We start from the raw sequence: 17128 nt of genomic DNA, 5'->3' as shown, positions 1-17128 counted from the left end.
GACCTGATATGGAGTTGAAAGACCGGATTGTCGTCGTGACAGGTGCCGCCAGTGGCATCGGACGTGGTCTTGCCGTGCGTCTTGCGGCCGAAGGCGCAAAATCTGTCGTCTGTGCTGACAGAAACCTGGTTGGCGCGCAGCAAGTAGCCGATGAGATCGGCGGTGTCGCCTTTGCCTGCGATGTCAGCAAAGAAGATGACATTGCCCGGCTGATCGACACTGTCGAACGCGAGGTCGGCCCGATCGACCTCTTTTGCTCCAACGCGGGTATCCTGACCATCGGCGGTATCGAGACGCCCAACGAGGATTGGCAGCGGATCTGGGACATCAACGTCATGTCACAGGTCTGGGCCGCGCGCCATGTGGTGCCGCGCATGATTGCGCGCGGTGGTGGCTACCTTCTCAACACCGCCTCGGCTGCGGGCCTGCTCAACCAGGTCGGCGCCGCGCCATATGGAGTGACCAAACATGCCTCGGTCGGTTTGGCGGAATGGCTGGCGATGACCTATGGCGATCAGGGCATCGGGGTTTCGGTCCTGTGCCCGCAGGCAGTGCGCTCGGAAATGACACGTGGGCATGAGGAGTCTGTTGCGGCGCTGGATGGAATGCTGGAGCCTTCGGACGTGGCGCAGGCCTGTATCGAAGCCATTCGTGAACGCCGTTTCCTGGTGCTGCCGCATCCACAGGTCCTGGATTATATCCGAATGAAAACAGCGGATTATGACCGTTGGTTGGGCGGAATGCGCAAGTTGAACCGGCAGTTCGGCGGCAAGCTTTAATCCCTGGGCTGCAAGCGCCGCATCAGGCCCTCTTGGGCGACGCTGGCCACCAGAGTGCCATCCTCGGCATAGACCTTGCCGCGGTTGAAGCTGCGGCCCGCACCGGTCCAGGGGCTGTCCATTGCATAAAGATGCCAGTTTTCGAACCGGATCGGCGCGTGAAACCACATCGCATGATCCAGGCTCGCGCCATTGACCTGGCGTGTGTACCAACTGAGCCCGTGCGGGCGCAGGCCGGAGCCCAACAGCCCCATGTCCGAGGCATAGGCCAAAAGCAGATGCTGGGTCGCCGGATCGGCCCCGGCGGCGGCGCCCATGCGAAACCACAGATAGTGGCGGTCATCCGTCGGGATCGGCTCGAACATGTCCCGCGGCTCGACTTCGCGGATTTCGATGGGCCTTGGCCGGGTGAACTCGGCCCTGTGCTTCTCGGGGATGCGGTCGATGAAGCGCTCTTGCAGGGTCTGGCGCGTGGGATGCGCAGCCGGGCCGTCAATCTCGGGCATCGGGTGCTGGTGATCCCATCCGGCGTCACCGGCATGAAACGAGGCGGACAGGTTCAGGATTTGCCGTCCATGCTGGATCGCCACCACGCGCCGGGTGGTAAAAGAGCCTCCATCCCGCGCCCTATCGACTTGATAGATAACGGGAATGCTTGGGTCTCCGGGCCGGATGAAATAGGCGTGCAGTGAGTGACACAGCCTGTCCTCCACCGTCCGGTAGGCCGCGGCCAGCGCTTGGGCGATCACCTGTCCGCCATAGATGCGCGTGGGTGTCTCACCCCCCGACCCTGTTCCCCGAAACAAATCGGTTTCCAGACGCTCGACATCGAGCAAGTCCAGCAACTGGCGTTCGGCTTCGGTCATGGACATCTCGTATCTTTACGTTCGTTGCGCCGCATAAGTGGTAAAGAACTCGAAGCTTTCCGGGTTTGCCATCGCGTCCCGGTTGACCATCTTTGCGGGATCACCGCCCAATAGCAGTTTTTTAACGGGCACTTCCAGTTTCTTTCCTGACAGGGTGCGCGGCACTTCCTTGATTTCTATGATGTCATTCGGGATGAAACGCGGCGACACCGCCTCGCGGATGGCGGTGTTGATCTTGGCTTTCAGGTCGTCGTCCAATTCTACGCCCGGGGCCGGAACGACAAAGAGCGGCATGAAACTGTCGCGGCCAAGGAACTCCAGATCGACGACGAGACTGTCGAAGACCTCGGGCAGGCTTTCGACCGCGCGGTAAATCTCGGAAGAGCCCAACCGCAGCCCCTTGCGGTTGATGGTGGCGTCGGACCGGCCGTAGATCACTGATCCGCCTTCGGGAGTGATCTCGATCCAGTCGCCATGCCGCCAGATACCGGGATAAGTGTCGAAATAACTCTCAAACAACCGACTGCCGTCAGTATCGCCCCAGAAATAGAGTGGCATCGAGGGAAGCGGTTCGGTACAGACAAGCTCTCCGACTTCACCAATAATTTCATTGCCTTCCGGATCAAAGCTGCGAACCGCATTGCCCAGGTAACGGCATTGCATCTCGCCCGCGCGCACCGGCAACATCGGGTTGCCCCCCACGAAGGCCCCGCAGAGGTCGGTCCCGCCCGAGATCGGCGCCAGCCAGATATCCGGGTCGATGGCATCGTAGACCCATTCATAGCCATCGGCGGTCAGCGGCGACCCGGTGGTGCCAAGCGCCTTGAGCGCGCTCAGGTCCAACTCGTCGCGTGGGCGTATGCCTGCCTTGACACACAACGTTACAAACGCCGCGCCGACACCGAAATTGGTCAGCCGTTCCCGTGCAACACAACGCCAGACCTCTAACATGTCGGGATAATTGGCGGCACCGTCGAACAGGAACACGGTCGCACCCTGCCCCAACGCCACGAATTGCACGTTCCACATGATCCAGCCTGACGATGTCAGCCAGGAGAACCTGTCGCCCGCTTTCAGATCCTGATGCAACGATTGTTTGGCACCTTCCAGAAGGATGCCGCCATGCCCGTGGACGATGGGTTTGGGGTTGCCGGTCGTGCCCGAGGAATAGACGATCCATAGCGGATGATCGAAGGGCAGTTCGGCAAAGCTCAGTTCGGCCCTTGTGTCCGTCAGGTTGGACCATGCGGTTACATCATCGCCCAGTCCACCCGCCACCGGGATCAGCACCGTGTGTTCCAGCGTGTCGAGGCCCGCGCGGATGGTGTCCAACGCGGCGCGCCGGTCGACCAGCTTGCCCGCATGCACATAGCCGTCCTGCGCGATAAGAACCTTGGGTTCGATCTGGCGGAACCGGTCCAGGATGGCCACATGCCCCATGTCCGGGGCGCAAAGGGACCAGATCGCACCGATGCTGGCACAGGCGAGAAAGGCGATGGTGGCGGTTTCGGTGTTGGGCAGGACGGCGACCACCCGATCACCCTGCCCCACACCCATGGCGCGCAGATGGGTCGCAACGCTGGCTACGTGATGGGCCAGCTCGGCCCAGGTCAGTTCGCAGCGGCCAAAGGTCTCCGACTGCACGATCAGCGCCACCTCATCGGACCGGGTTTCGGCGCTGCGCAGCATCTGGCGGGCGAAATTGGTCCGTACCCCTGGAAACCATTCCGCGCCCGGCATCTTTCGCTCCGCCAGAACCACGCCCGATCCGCCGGAAAAGGGCAAATCGAAGTAATCCCGGATCGCGGTCCAGAACCCGTCAAGATCACTAACGCTCCACATCCAGAGCGCATTGTAATCGTCGAATTCCAGGCCCTTTTCCGACTTCAACCATCTCTGAAACGCGGCCATGCGGCTTTGCTCGGCGCGGTCTCTCGTGGGTTTCCAGAGGATGGGCCTGGGGTCGGACATCAGATCAGTGCTCCATGGATCAACGCCTTAAGCTCGGATCGTGAGGGATAGGAACTCGATGGCGAAAGCTGTGTGAAGAATACAACCGTGATATCATGCACCCGGTCGAGCCAGAAGAAGGTCGAGGCCATGCCGCCCCAGCTGAAATCGCCGACGGATCCGGGGGTTCGTGCGCGGCCCGGATCCAGCACAACGGCGCCGCCCAGGCCAAAGCCCATGCCCTCCATAGGCTGTTCGGCAAAGCTCTGCGGTCCCATCGCGGCGATATCGCCCGGCAGATGGTTACTCATCATGAAGTCCAGCGTCGCGGGCCCGATAAGGCGCTGACCATCCACGTCGCCCCCGCGGCGCAACATCTCTGCAAACCGACGGTAGTCGTCGATGGTGCCCACCAATCCGCCGCCCCCGGAAAACATCGTTGCCGCCTCAAAGGGCGATTGCCCGGCCTGATCGACCAGGCGCAGGGTCTCGCCCCCCGCTTTGGCGGCATTCAGCGCCATGGCATCACCCGCAAGTGGCGTATAAAGCGACGCGAACCGGTCCCCTGCCCTGGCTGGTACAGAAAATCCGGTTTCCGTCATCCCAAGGGGGGCAAAGATCTCCTGTTCAAAGAACTCCGCCAGCGATCGGCCCGAGACCACTTCGACCACGCGACCCAGAATGTCGATGGCCACCGAGTATTCCCAGCGGGTTCCGGGCTGAAAGGCCAACGGCAGCGCCGCGACCTGGTTGCACATATCCGCCAGCGACCCCTGATCGGGTTTGAAGAGGAGGTCCTGTTCCTCCATCGCGCGGGCCAGCACACCGGGGTTGAACGGATAGCTGAGCCCCGACGTATGGGTCAGCAGTTGGTGCAGCGTCGGCGCTGCCGCCCGTTCCGTCTGGTCGATCCGCTCGGCGCCGGGCACCAGCGCCCGCATGTCGGAGAAGGACGGGATGAACTGGGACACCGGCGCGTCGAGGTGAAACAACCCCCGTTCCGCCAGCATCATCACCGCAAGCGAGGTGACAGGCTTGGTCATCGAATAGATCCGCGCAATCGTGTCGCGCTGGAACGGCAGGCCGTTTTCGGCGCTGCGCAGACCTGCTGCGTGAAAATACACCTCTTCGCCCGACTGGCTGATCAGAACGGAACTGCCGGCATACTTGCGTTGATCGACATAGCGCTGCATCCATTCGCCGATGCGCCCCAGCCGCGTTGTGTCAAGTTTGCGTGAAATCGGGCTGGTCATCTACATGTTCTCCTCTGGCTGCGCCTCGGCCGGAGTGTCCCCCGTGCCCGCGCCCGAGAAAAGTACGTAGGAATACGCATCACCCGATCATCGCCTGCATTGCACCCCGCGTTTCCGCGTTGAACCAGCCACCTTCAGGCGCGTTGCCGCCCGCCGCGATCTCATTCCCGATCAGTGCGATAGTCGCACCTCGGATCTGTTGTTTGACCTTGGCATAGGTAACTGGCGGGATCTGAGCCAGTGCCCGTGCCTCGGCCAGGGCGCGCGTGTGGACGTCATCGTCCAGCACGTCGGCTATACCGGCCGCATGCGCGGTTTGCGCGTCGATGGGCTGACCCGTCAGCATCAGCCGGCGCAGCAAGTCGGGCGACAGGGTTGCGCGGGCAATCTCCATGGGGCCAACCGGGAAATCAGCGCCCACCCGCACCTCGGCCAATCCAAGCCGCGCCCTCGGCGATACAACGCGCAGATCGCTGCCCAGCACAAAGAACAGTCCACCTGCGATCGCCGCACCGTTGACGGCGCAGACCGTGGGTTTTGAACAGGCAAAGAGCGCCAGGAACCCCTCGTTCAGCCCCTTGACGATGGCGTGCTGCTGAGGAATGTCGAAATGCTGCGCTTCCTTGAGGTCGAGGCCCGCGGACAAAACCTTGAACGGGCTGGTCAGGACGATGGCCCGCACCGTGTCATCCTGCTCCAGCTTAGCGATGGTCGCGGCAAACGCGGTCAGGAACGGCGCGCTCAGGGCATTGACCGGCGCCCGGTTCAATACCAGTTCCGCCAGCCCGCCCTCGTGCATGTTCAAAAGAATTTCGCTCACACTGTCCTCCCTCGCTTACGGTCGAGCCTAGTCGCTGCGCGCCCCAATCGTCGAGTAACAAACCCAGCTCCCCCCACACAAGATGCGCAACGTCACAACCAGAGATGTTGACACCCGGGATGGGCGGTCCCTAGCGTTTGGAAGGTTCACACGGAAGGGTCGAACATGAAGCTCTTTTTCGCTCCGGACACACGCGCGGTCCGCATCGCCTGGCTTCTTGAGGAACTGGGGTTGGACTATGACCTGGAAAGGTTCACTCTGGGCGATCCGGCCATGCGCAGCCCCGAGTACCGCCGGATTCACCCTTTGGGACGCGTGCCGGTCCTTGCCGATGGCGACGTGACCATTCACGAATCCGGCGCAATTGTCGAATACGTGCTGGCCCGACACGGCCAAGGCCGCCTGCGTCTTGAATCAGGTTCAGCCGAGTTTCCCAACTACCTGCAATGGCTTCATTTCTGCGAAGGCATGTTGATGCCTCCGATCAACACGATCGTGGTGGAAACGGTTCTGTTGCCGCCAGACCGGCGCAACGAGGTGAATGTGAAGCGTGCGGTGAAACTTCTCAATCAGATGCTCGCCGCGGTGGATAGGCACATGGAGGGCAGAGAGTATCTGGCGGGAGCGTTTTCGGGTGCCGATATCATGACCGGGCATGCGGTGATCACCTCTGGCCGGCTGGGGGGCGATTTCGCCGACAAACCCAACCTGCAACCCTATGTCGACCGGTTGCTGGCCCGGCCCGCCTTGCAAAAGGCCATGTCCCTGTGACCGCCCGCGTCGCCCTGATCGTTGGCGCTGGCGACTATATCGGTGCCGCCATCGCGCGCAGGTTTGCGCGTGGCGGTTTCACAGTCTGTCTCGGGCGACGGAATGGAGACAAGCTGATCCCGCTTGTCGAGGGTATCGAGGCCGAAGGCGGCCGAGCCCTTGGCTATGCCATGGATGCACGGGACGAGGACAGTGTCGTGGACCTCTTCGCCCGGGTCGAGCGCGAGGCCGGCCCTATCGAGGTCGTGATCTTCAACGTGGGCGGCAACGTCCGGTTTCCCATCCAGGAAACCACTGCGCGGGTGTTCCGCAAGGTCTGGGAAATGGCCTGTTTTGCCGGTTTTCTGACCGGGAGAGAAGCAGCCCGTCATATGGTTCCGCGGGGCCGAGGCAGCATCTTTTTTACCGGTGCCAGTGCCTCGCTGCGCGGCAATCCGGGGTTCGCGGCCTTTGCGGCCGGCAAAGCCGGGCTGCGGGCCTTGGCCCAGAGCATAGCCAAGGAGCTTGGGCCTAAGAACATCCATGTCGCGCATTTGGTCATCGACGCAGGCGTCGATACTGCGTTTGTCCGCGAACGGATGCAGCAGGCAGGCCGCGACCCTGATACATTGCCGCCAGACACGCTGATGTCGCCGGATTCGGTGGCCGAGGCTTATTGGATGTTGCACCAACAGACACTGGACGCCTGGAGTTTCGAGATGGACCTGCGGCCCTTTGGAGAAAGATTTTAATGCAAGAAATTGAGTTCATTTATGATTTTGGAAGTCCGAATGCCTATCTCGTGCATCGGGTCCTGCCCGCTCTGGCCGCGCGTCACGGCGCCATCGTACGACCCTCTCCGGTTTTGTTGGGCGGTATCTTCAAGGCCACAAACAACCAGTCCCCGATGGAGGCGTTTTCGCGTGTCCGCCACAAGCTGACCTATCAGGCGCTGGAACTGCAACGCTTCGTGCGTCGTCATGATCTGGTGTTCCACATGAACCCGCATTTTCCGGTGAATACGCTTCTGCCCATGCGCGGAGCAATATTTGCGCGCGGAAAAGATTGGGAAAACAGCTATATGGATGCCATGTTTAATGCGATGTGGGTGCATGGCCAGAACCTTTCCGAACGGCATGTGTTCGAAGAGGTGCTGCGCGAGAGCGGCCTGCCTGTGCGGCGCACGCTGGAGGCGGTCGAGACGCCAGAGATCAAGCAGGCGCTGGTCGACGCAACGGCAGGGGCGGTGGAACGCGGCGTGTTTGGCGCGCCCTCCATGTTGCTGAACGACGAGCTTTTTTTTGGCAAGGACTCGCTACCGGACCTGGAGTTCGAGCTGGAAAAGACCGGCTAGGGAGTAAGGCCCAGTGCCTTCCCGGCCGCGATCAGCAGTGGTGCATAGGTGTTTTCCAGTTCCTCGACCGTGACATGAAAGCTGGGGCCGCCCACGTTGAGGCCGTGCACCCGGCTGCCGCCCAGCGAGACCACCGGCACAGCGATGGCATTCACATCGGCGCGCCAGTCTCCATAGCCGGAGCAATAGCCACGCGCTCTGTACTGTTCGACTGCGTTGCGGGCTTCAGCCTCCAGCGCTGCAATCTGTTGACCCGTGTCCCGCGCACCAGCCTGAATTGCCGCGCTCCGATCTTCCTCGGTCATACCCGCCAGAATGGCGCGCCCCATGGCAGAGCGGAACAAGGGCAGGCGCGAACCGACATGCATGCTGAGCGAGACGTTCTCGCGCGACCGCGAGACCGCGACATAGACCGCTTCGGCCCTGTGCGCCTCTCCCAATGCGGCGGTGATATAGGGGTTGGCACCTGCGCGCAGGCCGCGCAGCACCTCGGCGGCGCGGTCGCAGATATCCATGCCCGCCAGCACACCCATGCCCAGTTGCAGCACGCCCACGCCCAGCCGGTAGGCGCCGGTTTCACGATCCTGCACCAGATAACCCAACTGGCACAGCGTATAGGTCAGGCGCGAGACGGTGGGTTTGGGCAGGCCGGTCCGCTCGGAGAGGTCGGTATTGGTCAGCAGCACCTCGCCGGGTCGAAAGCTGCGCAGCACATCCAGCCCCCGCGCCAGCGCGATGACAAAGTTGCGGTCCTTGCTCTCGGTCAGACCGTCCATATCACCGCCCTGCCCGCTCACCCGCGCAGCGCCCTCAACCCGTTTTGCGCAAACACCGCCACATACTGGCCCAGCCTCCGGGCGCGTTCGGGGTTTGACGCATTGCCGTCGAGCGCGCGTTTGTAGACGCCCTGGATGATCGCGGCCATGCGGAAGAAGTTGAAGGCAAGGTAGAAGCCGAACCGGTCGATCCCGCCGATCCCGCGCCGCGCGCAATAGGCGGCGATGAACTCGGCATCCGTGGGCAGGCCCAGCGCGGCACGGTCGACCCCTGCCAGCCCGCGCCCCTCTTTGCCCGGCGGCATCTGCCATTGCATGATCACGGCGGCCAGGTCGGCATAGGGATGGCCGATGGTCGACAGCTCCCAATCCAGTACGCCCAGACAGCGGGTGCCGCCCTTTTCGAACATCATGTTGTCGATCCGGTAATCGCCATGCACCAGCGTGCGCTGGCCGTCATCCTCGGGCATCTCCTGCCCCAGCGCATCGATTAACGCGTCCATATCGGCGATAGTGTCGGTTTCCGAGGCGCGATACTGCTTGGTCCAGCGCGAGAGCTGTCGTTCGAAGTAGTTTCCCGGCGGGCCGTAATCGGACAGGCCCACTGCGTCGATGTCGACCGAATGCAGCGCTGCCAGCACCCGGTTCATCTCGTCGATGACAGCGGTGCGGGTGGCATTGGTCTCGCCCTCCATCGTGGGTTCGTAGAAATTGCGCCCGTCCAGATGCTCCATCACGTAAAAGGCCGAACCGATCACCGCGTCATCCTCGCAGAGCAGATACATGCGCGGCACCGGCACATCCGTGCCCGCCAGCGCGCTTTGCACCCGGAACTCGCGATCCACTGCATGGGCGGATTTGAGCAAGACTCCCGGTGGCTTGCGCCGCAGCACATAATTGCGCGCGGGTGTTTTCAGCAGAAAGGTCGGGTTCGATTGGCCAACGTCGAATTTCTTCGCCTCCAGCGGCCCGGCATAGCCCGGCAGGTGGTCGCGCAGATAGGCATCAACGGCGCTCAGGTCGAGGCTTTGGGTCGTGTCGCTCATATCCTGTCCCTCAACTATAGCTCAGCATATCCGCATGGGCCGGTTGGGCAAAATGCGGGGTGGCGTTGAATTCATGCAAAAAGAACGCGCGCTGGGTAAAGATGAAGCGCGACATGGCGGTGTTCTTCACTTGCAGGTTCAGCGCGATCATCTGTTCGGGCGGCGCGCTCAGCGCGGCGGCGGTCAACTGTCCGATGGCCCCGCCCGAGCTGATCACCAGCACCCGTTCGGCACCCGCGCGGGTGGCAGCCTGGCGCGCGGCCTCGATCCGGGTGGTGAACTGGGCCCAGCTTTCGCGCGCGCCCGCAACCCCGCCGCCCTGCCATTCGCGCAAAACATCCCGCAGGGTGCGGAAATGCGTCTTGCGGTCCTGCTGTACCAGATCGGGGATGGTGCCGCCGAATTTCACCCGCAACAGGTCGTGGAAATCGTATTCGTTCCAGCCCGCGTGTTCCTCGGGCACATCCGTGAACCCCATGCCGCGCAGGGTCTCTTTCTGTCGCGTCAGCGTGCCGGTGACCAGCCGGTCGGGCACCCAGCCCGTCTCGCGCAGCGCGGCCCCCACCAGTTCCGACTGGCGATGGCCCAACTCGCTCAGCCGGTCATAGTCGTCCGACCCGAACGAGGCCTGCGCATGGCGGATAACGATCAGTTCCGCCATGGCTCAGCCGGGGAACTCGGCGGCAAGCCGGGCGCCCGCCGCGCGATACTCGCGGTCGATCCGGTCCACCAGATCACCCACCGGCACAATCTGGTGCACATCGCCCACGCCCTGGCCCGAGCCCCAGATCTCTTTCCACGCCTTGGGCTTGGAGGACCCCTGGCTGAAATTCATCGAACTGGCATCGGCCGAAGGCAGGTTGTCGGGGTCCATCCCGGCGCGTTCCACCGATTTCTTCAGGTAGTTGCCATGCACCCCGGTAAAGAGCGAGGAATAGACTATATCCTCGGCGGTGCTGTCGACGATCATCTGCTTGTACTCGGGTTGCGCATTGGCCTCATTCGTGGCGATGAAGGGCGAGCCCATATAGCCGAAGTCGGCCCCCATCGCACGGGCGGCCAGCAGGCTTTCGCCACAGGCGATGGCGCCCGACAGAGCCAGCGGCCCGTTGAACCACGACCGGATCTCGCGGATCAGTGCCAGTGGCGATTGCTGCCCGGCGTGCCCCCCGGCCCCCGCCGCCACGGCGATCAGCCCGTCGGCGCCTTTTTCAATGGCCTTCTTGGCAAATGTGTTGTTGATCACGTCATGCAGCACTACGCCGCCGCAGCTGTGGGCGGCCTCGTTCACCTCCACCCTCGCACCAAGCGAGGTGATCCAGATCGGCACGTTCCAGCGGCTACAGATCTCCAGATCCCGCTCCAGCCGTCCGTTCGAGCGGTGCACGATCTGGTTCACCGCAAAAGGCGCCGCCGGGCGGTCGGGGTTGTCCTGGTTATGGCGGTCCAGTTCCTCGGTGATGCGTTTCAGCCAAGCCTCCAGCAGCGGCGGCTCGCCCTCGCCTTCGCCTTCGCGCGCATTGAGCGCCGGGAATGACCCCACGATGCCCGCCTTGCATTGCGCGATCACCAGATCGGGCACCGAGATGATGAAAAGCGGCGAGCCGATCAGCGGGATGCGCAGGCCGCGCAGAGCAGGCGGCAGATGGTTTTCGTCACGGGTCCAGGTCATGTCTTTCACTTTCTCATGCTCCCCAGGGCAGGTCGATGCCGCGCGCCTCGGCGGCCTTGCGGGCGTATTTTCGGGTCTGGCTGAACGCGTCGGTCAACTCGCGCTTGGCCTCTTCGTCCTGCACCGCTGCAAAACGGGCGGCGATCTCTTCGGGCGTGTTGGCGTCGCCTTCCAGCAGGATGCCTTCGGTCTCGAACACACGGGTCTGCGCGTAACAGCCCGCCCCGGCGCAAAGGATCACGCGCGAGGGCGCGTCCTCGCTCACCAAATAGAGCAGGCCGGGCGTGATCGTTTCCGGCGCCAGCAGCGCCAGTGCCTGTTCGGGGATCAGCGCCTCGGTCATCCGCGTCGCGGCCGTCGGCGCCAGACAGTTGACGCGGATATTGTCGCGCGCGCCTTCGATATGTAGCACGTTCATCAGGCCCATCATGGCGGCCTTGGCCGCGCCATAGTTGGCCTGCCCGAAATTGCCGTAAAGCCCAGAGGCGGAGGAGGTGAACACAACCCGCCCGTACCCCTGTTCTCGCATGATCGACCAACAGGCATGGGCCACATTGGCGCTGCCGATCAGATGCACGTCGATCACCTTGCGGAAATCGCCCATGCTCATCTTGGCAAAGCTCTTGTCGCGCAGGATGCCGGCGTTGTTGACCACGATATCGACGCGGCCCCATTGGGACATGGTCTGAGCGACCATGTCCGCCACCTGCGCCTCGTCCGCCACATCGGCCCCGTGCGCGATGGCCTCGCCCCCCAGGACGCGGATCTCCTCGACCACCGCCTGCGCGGCGTCGGAGGAGGCACCGGTGCCGTCGGTCGCCGCCCCCAGATCGTTGATCACCACCCTGGCGCCGCGCGCGGCCAGGCCCAGCGCATGGGCGCGGCCCAGACCGGCGCCCGATCCGGTGACGATCGCCACCCGTCCGTCGAAACGAATGTCCATCCCCGCCCCCTTACAACGCCTTTTCAAAGATATTAGGGCCGGTCATCACGTTGATGCCGCCCGAAACCGGGATCACCGCGCCGGTGACATAGGCCCCGCCACGCCCGCAGAGAAACAGCATGCAACCAGCGATATCCTCGTCCCGGCCCACCCGGCGCAGCGGCACGTCGCTGCCGACCTTGGCGCGTTTCTCCTCGTCAGCGGTGGCGAATGCGGTCATCCGAGACACGAACGGCCCCGGCGCCAGCGCGTTGACCGTCACCGCATAGGGCGCCAGCTCCTTGCCCATGATCTTGGTCAGATGGATCACCGCCGCCTTGGAGGCCGCATAGCTATAGGCGCCATCGCCCATCGGCACCTCGCCCATGACCGAGCCCACATTGATCACCCGAGCCGGATCATCGACCGAGCCGCTTTTCATCAGCATCGGCAACAGCTTCTGGGTCAGGTCAAAGACACCGGCCACATTGACCGACATCACCTTTTCCCAGGCTTCATGCGGGAACTGACCCATCGGCGCACCCCAGGTGACGCCAGAGTTGTTCATCAGGATATCAAGGGTTTCGGTGCGACTCTTTACCTCCGCAGCCAGCGCATCGATGCCCTCTTTGCTGCCCACGTCGCCCGCGAACCCCTCGGCCATACCCGGGGCATCAAGAGCGTTCAGCTCGGCGGCCACCGCCTCGCAGGCCTCGCCCTTGCGCGAGGCGATCAGAACGCGCGCCCCCGCGCGGAGCAGCGCCTCGGCTGCCATGCGCCCAATGCCAGTGGCGCCGCCGGTGACCAGCGCGGTCTTTCCGTGCAGGGAAAACAGTATCTCAGGTGTCATGATAAATCCTTAAAATCCGCGTGCTTGCGCGACGATATTTGCGTGATAGCCATAGTCGCCCAGCCATTCGGCCCCGACCCGGGCGCGTTTCATGTAGAAGCCCATGTCGAATGCGTCGGTCATGCCGATACCGCCATGCATCTGCACACCCTCCTGCACCGCGCGCTGCGCGGTGTCAGTTGCGCGCGCCTTGGCCAGCGACACGGCCAACGCTGCGTTGTCGGGGTCCTCGTCCAGCATCCGGCCCGCGTTCAGGATGGCCGAGGCGGTCACCTCGCATTCACACCACAGATGCGCGGCGCGGTGTTGCAGGGCCTGAAACGCGCCAATCGGCACCCCGAACTGCTTGCGTTCCTTGAGATATTCGACGGTCATGCCAAAGGCACCTGCGGCCAGCCCGGCCATCTCGGCGGCCAGTGCCGCCTGACCGGCGCGCAGCGCGGGGGCCAGTACAGTCATCGCGTCATCGACCTGACCCAGTACATCCTCACCCGTGGCGACGACATCGGCAAACGCGATCCGCGCCGCGTCACGGCTGTCGATCATCGCCTGCCCCTCGCGGATGATGCCGTCGCGGTCAGCGGGCAGGTCGAACAGGGTCAGTCCCGCATCGGTCCGCGCCAGCACCAGCAGGCGCTTGGCATTGGCGCCGTCCACGACAAACCGTTTTTCGCCGTTTAGGCGGAACCCGTTGCCCTCGGCCCGCGCCTGCATCTGTGTTGCCTCGGGGGCGAACTTGGCGCCCTCATCAATCGCCAGTGCATAGGTGACCTCTCCGCTGGCGATCCGGGCCAACGCCTGGCCCGCGCGGGCATCCGACACCTGCCGCAGCGCGGTGGCCGCGATCACCGCCGTGGACAGAAACGGCGAGGCGACCAGCGTCTTGCCCATCTCACCGGCCAGCGCACAGGCGGCAGCATGGCCCATGTCGCTGCCACCGGCCTCTTCGGGGACCAGCACCCCGGCCCAGCCCATCGCGGCCATTTCCGACCAGAGCGCCCGGTCCTGCGTCTGCCCGCTGTCGCGCAGCCTGCGCAGATGCGCCGCCGGGGCGGCCTGATCCAGAAAGCCGCGCGCGGCATCGGCCAGCATGACCTCTTCTTCTGTACGTACCAGTTTTGCCATCTACCTTACCCCGGAAGCCCAAGAACGCGTTTGGAAATGATCGACAGCATCACCTCGGAGGTGCCACCCTCGATCGAATTGGCCTTGGTCCTCAACCAGTTGGGCGCGCGCCCGTCCTCCCAGATCAGCGCGTCAGAGCCACCCGCCGCCATCACCAGTTCCAGATTGCGCTTGTTCAACTCGGTTCCCATGTATTTCAGCATGGCCGAGGCATCGCCCGCGCCCTGCCCGGCATCGGCCTGATCCTTGTAGCGCTCCAGTGTCAGCGCCACGGCCAGCCCGTCGACCTCGGCCCGCATCGCATCGGCGCGCAGCACCGTGTCGGTGCTGCCGCTGTCGGCCAGCACGGCGCCAAGCGCCCGGCCCGAGCCCATGGTGCCGCCAGCGGCCGAGATCATCTCGCGCTCATGCGTCAGCAGGTATTTGGCCACGTCCCAGCCGCGATTGACCTCGCCCACCACCTGTTCACGCGGAACCTGCACATCGTCAAAGAAGGTCTCGCAAAACGGCGACGCGCCCGAGATCAGCTTGATCGGTCGCGTGGTCACGCCCGGGCTGGTCATGTCAAGCAGGATGAAGGAAATGCCCTTGTGCTTGGGCGCCTCGCGGTCGGTGCGCAGCAGCGCAAAGATCCAGTCGGCCTGATCGGCGTATGAGGTCCAGATCTTCTGCCCGTTGACCAGCCAGTGATCACCCTTGTCCTCTGCCCGGCTTTGCACATTTGCCAGATCCGATCCCGCGACCGGTTCGGAATAGCCCTGACACCAGCGGATTTCGCCACGTGCGATAGGCGGCAGGTAATGCAGCTTCTGCTCATGCGTTCCGAAATGCAAAAGCGCCGGTCCCAGCATCCAGATGCCAAAGCTTTGCAGCGGATAGCGCGCGTTCAGGCGGTGCATTTCCTGGTGGAACACCTTCTCCTGATCCCGGCTCAGCCCGGCGCCGCCATACTCGATGGGCCAGGTCGGCACCGTGTACCCTTTGCTGACGCAACGTTGCAGCCAGGTACGCTGCGCTTCTGACGTAAAGTTCCAGTTCTTGCCGCCCCAGCAGATGCTAGCCTCGTCATTGCGGCCATCGCGCATTTCTGCGGGGCAATTCGCCTCCAGCCAGGCGCGCAGCTCGTCGCGGAAGGCGGCAATCGCCCTATCCTCTTCGGCCATGTCTCCTCCCCATATACCGATATCTGTTTTGCACAGCAGAATTGCATTTCGATATCCGGTTGACAACCAAGGGGGCGGGCCAAAGACTTGACGTCAAATCGCGGTACGCACGCGACCGCAACAGGGAGAAAGACCGATATGAAAGCCATGCTGAGCACCGCCGTGGGCGGCCCCGAAACGCTGGAACTGACCGAACTGCCTGACCCCACGCCCGGCAAGGGAGAGCTGCTGGTGCGTGTCCATGCTGCGGGGGTGAACTTTCCCGATACGCTGATGATCCGCGACCTCTACCAAATGAAGCCGCCCCGCCCCTTTGCCCCCGGCGGCGAGATCGCGGGAGAGGTTCTGGCGGTGGGCGAAGGTGTCAGCGGCTATGCGCCCGGCGACCGGGTGCTGGCACTGACCGGGCATGGCGGCTTTGCCACCCATCTGACAGTCAAGGCCAACGTCGCGGTCAGGATCCCCGATGCGATGCCCTATGAGGATGCCGCCTGTTTCATCTTCACCTATGGTACCTCGCATCACGCACTCAAGGATCGCGCGGCGCTGCAACCGGGTGAGACGCTGCTGATCCTGGGGGCCGCGGGCGGCGTCGGTGCGGCTGCCATCGAGCTGGGCAAGGCTGCTGGCGCGCGGGTGATCGCCGCCGTCTCGTCCGAGGAGAAGGCCGAATTCTGCCGCCAGATCGGTGCCGACGAGACGCTGGTTTACCCACGCGAGCTGGACCGCGACGGGCAAAAGGCGCTGTCGGCCGAGATCAAGAAACTGGCCGGGGGCGACGGGGTCGATGTGGTCTATGACGCGGTGGGTGGCGCCTATGCCGAACCCTGCCTGCGGGCGATGGCATGGAAGGGTCGTTACCTGGTGGTGGGCTTTCCCGCCGGCATCCCGAACATCCCGTTGAACCTGACCTTGCTAAAAGGCTGCCAGATCGTTGGCGTGTTCTGGGGTGCCTCGGTGTTTCGCGAACCAAAGGGCCACGCCGAGAACATGGCCGACCTGTTCCGCCTCTATGCCGAGGGTCGGATCAAACCGCGCATCAGCGCCCGGTTTCCGTTGGAACAGGCGGCTGAAGCGCTGGAGATGATGCAGGACCGAAAGGTTCTGGGCAAGGTCGTCATAACGATGGGCTGACCGGATCACCCCAGATGCGAAATGTCGTTGAACCCCCGGACAGCCATCCGCTCACCATGTATCACAAGGCGGCTGATGGACCCGTTATGCGCGCCGTTAAAGGCAAACGCCTGAGCTTCGCAGGCCATGGCAAGCGCCGCGCCGATGACGCCGCCATGCACGAACACCGCGACCCGCTGGTCGGCGTGGCGCGCCGCAATACGCAACAGCCCCGACCGCACCCGCGCATGCAGTTGCGCGGTGGTCTCGGCCCCGGGGATTTCGCCCCATTCCTGCCTATCATGGGCGCGCTGGATCACTGGATCGCCATGCGCGGCCCGGATCCGGTACTCACCTGTATCCCAGTCGCCCAGGAAAACCTCCCGAAGGTCCGGCTCGACAATTGGTTGCAGGTTCAGATGCCCTGCCAGCGGGGCGGCCGTCTGATGGGTGCGGCGCAGCGTGGTAACATAGATCGCCGCCAAGGGTTCGGACTTCAGCCGCTCGCCGACGGCGCGCGCCTGCGCTTCGCCATTGGGGTGCAGTTCCGGGTCGCCATGCCCGTCGACCGTGGGAAACGCCTCGCCCGGGCGCGCGGCGCGGCTTTCACCGTGCCGGATCAGCAAAAGATCCGCCGCGCCCCGCGGCGGCATATAGACAGATTGACGATATTCCCGGGTCATCCGCGC

Annotated in this window: 18 protein-coding genes; 5 read left to right on the top strand and 13 right to left on the bottom strand. The window is 63.5% G+C overall.

All coding sequences use genetic code 11. From position 1 onward, the window contains the following. Positions 1–8 precede the first annotated feature (8 nt). Positions 9–779, top strand: coding sequence for an SDR family oxidoreductase (locus G0P99_RS03695; RefSeq protein ID WP_164127840.1), 771 nt, complete (start codon positions 9–11; stop codon positions 777–779). Here G0P99_RS03695 and G0P99_RS03690 read toward each other — a convergent pair. The 4 genes from G0P99_RS03690 to G0P99_RS03675 form a co-directional block, all read right to left on the bottom strand. Then, positions 776–1645: an acyl-CoA thioesterase II gene (locus tag G0P99_RS03690; RefSeq protein ID WP_164127838.1), complete on the bottom strand. Its 870-nt coding sequence runs from the start codon at positions 1643–1645 to the stop codon at positions 776–778. The genes G0P99_RS03695 and G0P99_RS03690 overlap by 4 nt on opposite strands. Positions 1646–1660: 15 nt before the next feature. Next, positions 1661–3616 carry an acetoacetate--CoA ligase gene (locus tag G0P99_RS03685; protein ID WP_164127836.1) on the bottom strand — a complete coding sequence of 652 codons (1956 nt, stop codon included), beginning with the start codon at positions 3614–3616 and terminating at the stop codon, positions 1661–1663. Continuing rightward, the gene (locus G0P99_RS03680) at positions 3616–4848 is read right to left on the bottom strand and encodes a serine hydrolase (RefSeq protein ID WP_164127834.1); all 1233 of its coding nucleotides are present in this window, start codon (positions 4846–4848) and stop codon (positions 3616–3618) included. The genes G0P99_RS03685 and G0P99_RS03680 overlap by 1 nt, the downstream gene beginning before the upstream one ends. Positions 4849–4927: 79 nt before the next feature. Next, the gene (locus G0P99_RS03675; RefSeq protein ID WP_370462692.1) at positions 4928–5668 is read right to left on the bottom strand and encodes an enoyl-CoA hydratase/isomerase family protein; all 741 of its coding nucleotides are present in this window, start codon (positions 5666–5668) and stop codon (positions 4928–4930) included. Positions 5669–5833: 165 nt separating this feature from the next. Between G0P99_RS03675 and G0P99_RS03670 the strand changes: the two genes are divergently transcribed. From G0P99_RS03670 to G0P99_RS03660, 3 genes are read left to right on the top strand one after another with little or no spacing between them, the layout of a single operon-like run. Next, positions 5834–6439, top strand: a complete 606-nt coding sequence (locus G0P99_RS03670) for a glutathione S-transferase family protein (protein ID WP_164127832.1) — start codon at positions 5834–5836, stop codon at positions 6437–6439. Next, positions 6436–7170, top strand: coding sequence for an SDR family NAD(P)-dependent oxidoreductase (locus tag G0P99_RS03665; protein ID WP_164127829.1), 735 nt, complete (start codon positions 6436–6438; stop codon positions 7168–7170). The genes G0P99_RS03670 and G0P99_RS03665 overlap by 4 nt, the downstream gene beginning before the upstream one ends. Next, entirely contained in the window at positions 7170–7772 is a 603-nt protein-coding gene (locus tag G0P99_RS03660) for a 2-hydroxychromene-2-carboxylate isomerase (protein ID WP_164127827.1), read from the top strand. Before G0P99_RS03665 ends, G0P99_RS03660 begins: the two co-directional genes overlap by 1 nt. On the opposite strand, the gene G0P99_RS03655 is transcribed toward G0P99_RS03660, so the two are convergent. The 8 genes from G0P99_RS03655 to G0P99_RS03620 are packed head-to-tail and all read right to left on the bottom strand — an operon-like array spanning position 7769 to position 15326. Next, a complete protein-coding gene (locus G0P99_RS03655) occupies positions 7769–8548 on the bottom strand; it encodes an IclR family transcriptional regulator (RefSeq protein ID WP_164127826.1) in 780 nt (259 codons plus the stop codon). The two genes, G0P99_RS03660 and G0P99_RS03655, sit on opposite strands and share 4 nt — an antisense overlap. Before the next feature lie 17 nt (positions 8549–8565). Then, complete coding sequence (locus G0P99_RS03650) at positions 8566–9594, bottom strand: phosphotransferase (protein WP_164127824.1); 1029 nt, start codon at positions 9592–9594, stop codon at positions 8566–8568. Between the two features lie 10 nt (positions 9595–9604). Then, on the bottom strand, positions 9605–10255 hold the full coding sequence (locus G0P99_RS03645) for a histidine phosphatase family protein (RefSeq protein WP_164127822.1): 651 nt from the start codon (positions 10253–10255) through the stop codon (positions 9605–9607). A 3-nt stretch (positions 10256–10258) separates the two neighbouring features. Beyond that, positions 10259–11266, bottom strand: coding sequence for a nitronate monooxygenase family protein (locus G0P99_RS03640; RefSeq protein ID WP_164127820.1), 1008 nt, complete (start codon positions 11264–11266; stop codon positions 10259–10261). Between the two features lie 13 nt (positions 11267–11279). Continuing rightward, complete coding sequence (locus G0P99_RS03635; RefSeq protein WP_164127818.1) at positions 11280–12209, bottom strand: SDR family NAD(P)-dependent oxidoreductase; 930 nt, start codon at positions 12207–12209, stop codon at positions 11280–11282. 10 nt (positions 12210–12219) lie between these two features. Then, on the bottom strand, positions 12220–13038 hold the full coding sequence (locus G0P99_RS03630) for an SDR family NAD(P)-dependent oxidoreductase (protein ID WP_164127816.1): 819 nt from the start codon (positions 13036–13038) through the stop codon (positions 12220–12222). 9 nt (positions 13039–13047) lie between these two features. Beyond that, on the bottom strand, positions 13048–14163 hold the full coding sequence (locus G0P99_RS03625) for an acyl-CoA dehydrogenase family protein (RefSeq protein ID WP_203582959.1): 1116 nt from the start codon (positions 14161–14163) through the stop codon (positions 13048–13050). 5 nt (positions 14164–14168) lie between these two features. Beyond that, positions 14169–15326, bottom strand: coding sequence for an acyl-CoA dehydrogenase family protein (locus G0P99_RS03620; RefSeq protein ID WP_164127815.1), 1158 nt, complete (start codon positions 15324–15326; stop codon positions 14169–14171). Positions 15327–15464: 138 nt separating this feature from the next. Here G0P99_RS03620 and G0P99_RS03615 point away from each other — a divergent pair, with 138 nt between their 5' ends. After that, positions 15465–16460: an NADPH:quinone oxidoreductase family protein gene (locus tag G0P99_RS03615; RefSeq protein ID WP_164127813.1), complete on the top strand. Its 996-nt coding sequence runs from the start codon at positions 15465–15467 to the stop codon at positions 16458–16460. A 5-nt stretch (positions 16461–16465) separates the two neighbouring features. On the opposite strand, the gene G0P99_RS03610 is transcribed toward G0P99_RS03615, so the two are convergent. Next, positions 16466–17122 (bottom strand): histidine phosphatase family protein, encoded by a 657-nt coding sequence (locus tag G0P99_RS03610; RefSeq protein ID WP_164127811.1) that lies wholly within the window; start codon positions 17120–17122, stop codon positions 16466–16468. Between the last annotated feature and the right edge of the window lie 6 nt (positions 17123–17128).

Origin of the sequence: Ruegeria sp. PrR005 (genome assembly GCF_010500245.1) — a bacterium.
Classification (GTDB): Bacteria; Pseudomonadota; Alphaproteobacteria; order Rhodobacterales; family Rhodobacteraceae; genus Ruegeria_B; species Ruegeria_B marisflavi.
Note: the sequence above shows the minus strand (reverse complement) of the source record. Positions and strands in the feature narration are given on the sequence as shown.

Bases quoted from the DNA above. Each gene is read 5' to 3' on its own strand.
- G0P99_RS03610 (WP_164127811.1), bottom strand. From the start codon at position 17,122: ATGACCCGGGAATATCGTCAATCTGTCTATATGCCGCCGCGGGGCGCG.
- G0P99_RS03645 (WP_164127822.1), bottom strand. From the start codon at position 10,255: ATGGCGGAACTGATCGTTATCCGCCATGCGCAGGCCTCGTTCGGGTCG.
- G0P99_RS03615 (WP_164127813.1), top strand. From the start codon at position 15,465: ATGAAAGCCATGCTGAGCACCGCCGTGGGCGGCCCCGAAACGCTGGAA.
- G0P99_RS03670 (WP_164127832.1), top strand. From the start codon at position 5,834: ATGAAGCTCTTTTTCGCTCCGGACACACGCGCGGTCCGCATCGCCTGG.
- G0P99_RS03680 (WP_164127834.1), bottom strand. From the start codon at position 4,848: ATGACCAGCCCGATTTCACGCAAACTTGACACAACGCGGCTGGGGCGC.
- G0P99_RS03660 (WP_164127827.1), top strand. From the start codon at position 7,170: ATGCAAGAAATTGAGTTCATTTATGATTTTGGAAGTCCGAATGCCTAT.
- G0P99_RS03625 (WP_203582959.1), bottom strand. From the start codon at position 14,163: ATGGCAAAACTGGTACGTACAGAAGAAGAGGTCATGCTGGCCGATGCC.
- G0P99_RS03650 (WP_164127824.1), bottom strand. From the start codon at position 9,594: ATGAGCGACACGACCCAAAGCCTCGACCTGAGCGCCGTTGATGCCTAT.
- G0P99_RS03695 (WP_164127840.1), top strand. From the start codon at position 9: ATGGAGTTGAAAGACCGGATTGTCGTCGTGACAGGTGCCGCCAGTGGC.
- G0P99_RS03630 (WP_164127816.1), bottom strand. From the start codon at position 13,038: ATGACACCTGAGATACTGTTTTCCCTGCACGGAAAGACCGCGCTGGTC.
- G0P99_RS03620 (WP_164127815.1), bottom strand. From the start codon at position 15,326: ATGGCCGAAGAGGATAGGGCGATTGCCGCCTTCCGCGACGAGCTGCGC.
- G0P99_RS03635 (WP_164127818.1), bottom strand. From the start codon at position 12,209: ATGGACATTCGTTTCGACGGACGGGTGGCGATCGTCACCGGATCGGGC.
- G0P99_RS03640 (WP_164127820.1), bottom strand. From the start codon at position 11,266: ATGACCTGGACCCGTGACGAAAACCATCTGCCGCCTGCTCTGCGCGGC.
- G0P99_RS03655 (WP_164127826.1), bottom strand. From the start codon at position 8,548: ATGGACGGTCTGACCGAGAGCAAGGACCGCAACTTTGTCATCGCGCTG.
- G0P99_RS03690 (WP_164127838.1), bottom strand. From the start codon at position 1,645: ATGACCGAAGCCGAACGCCAGTTGCTGGACTTGCTCGATGTCGAGCGT.
- G0P99_RS03685 (WP_164127836.1), bottom strand. From the start codon at position 3,616: ATGTCCGACCCCAGGCCCATCCTCTGGAAACCCACGAGAGACCGCGCC.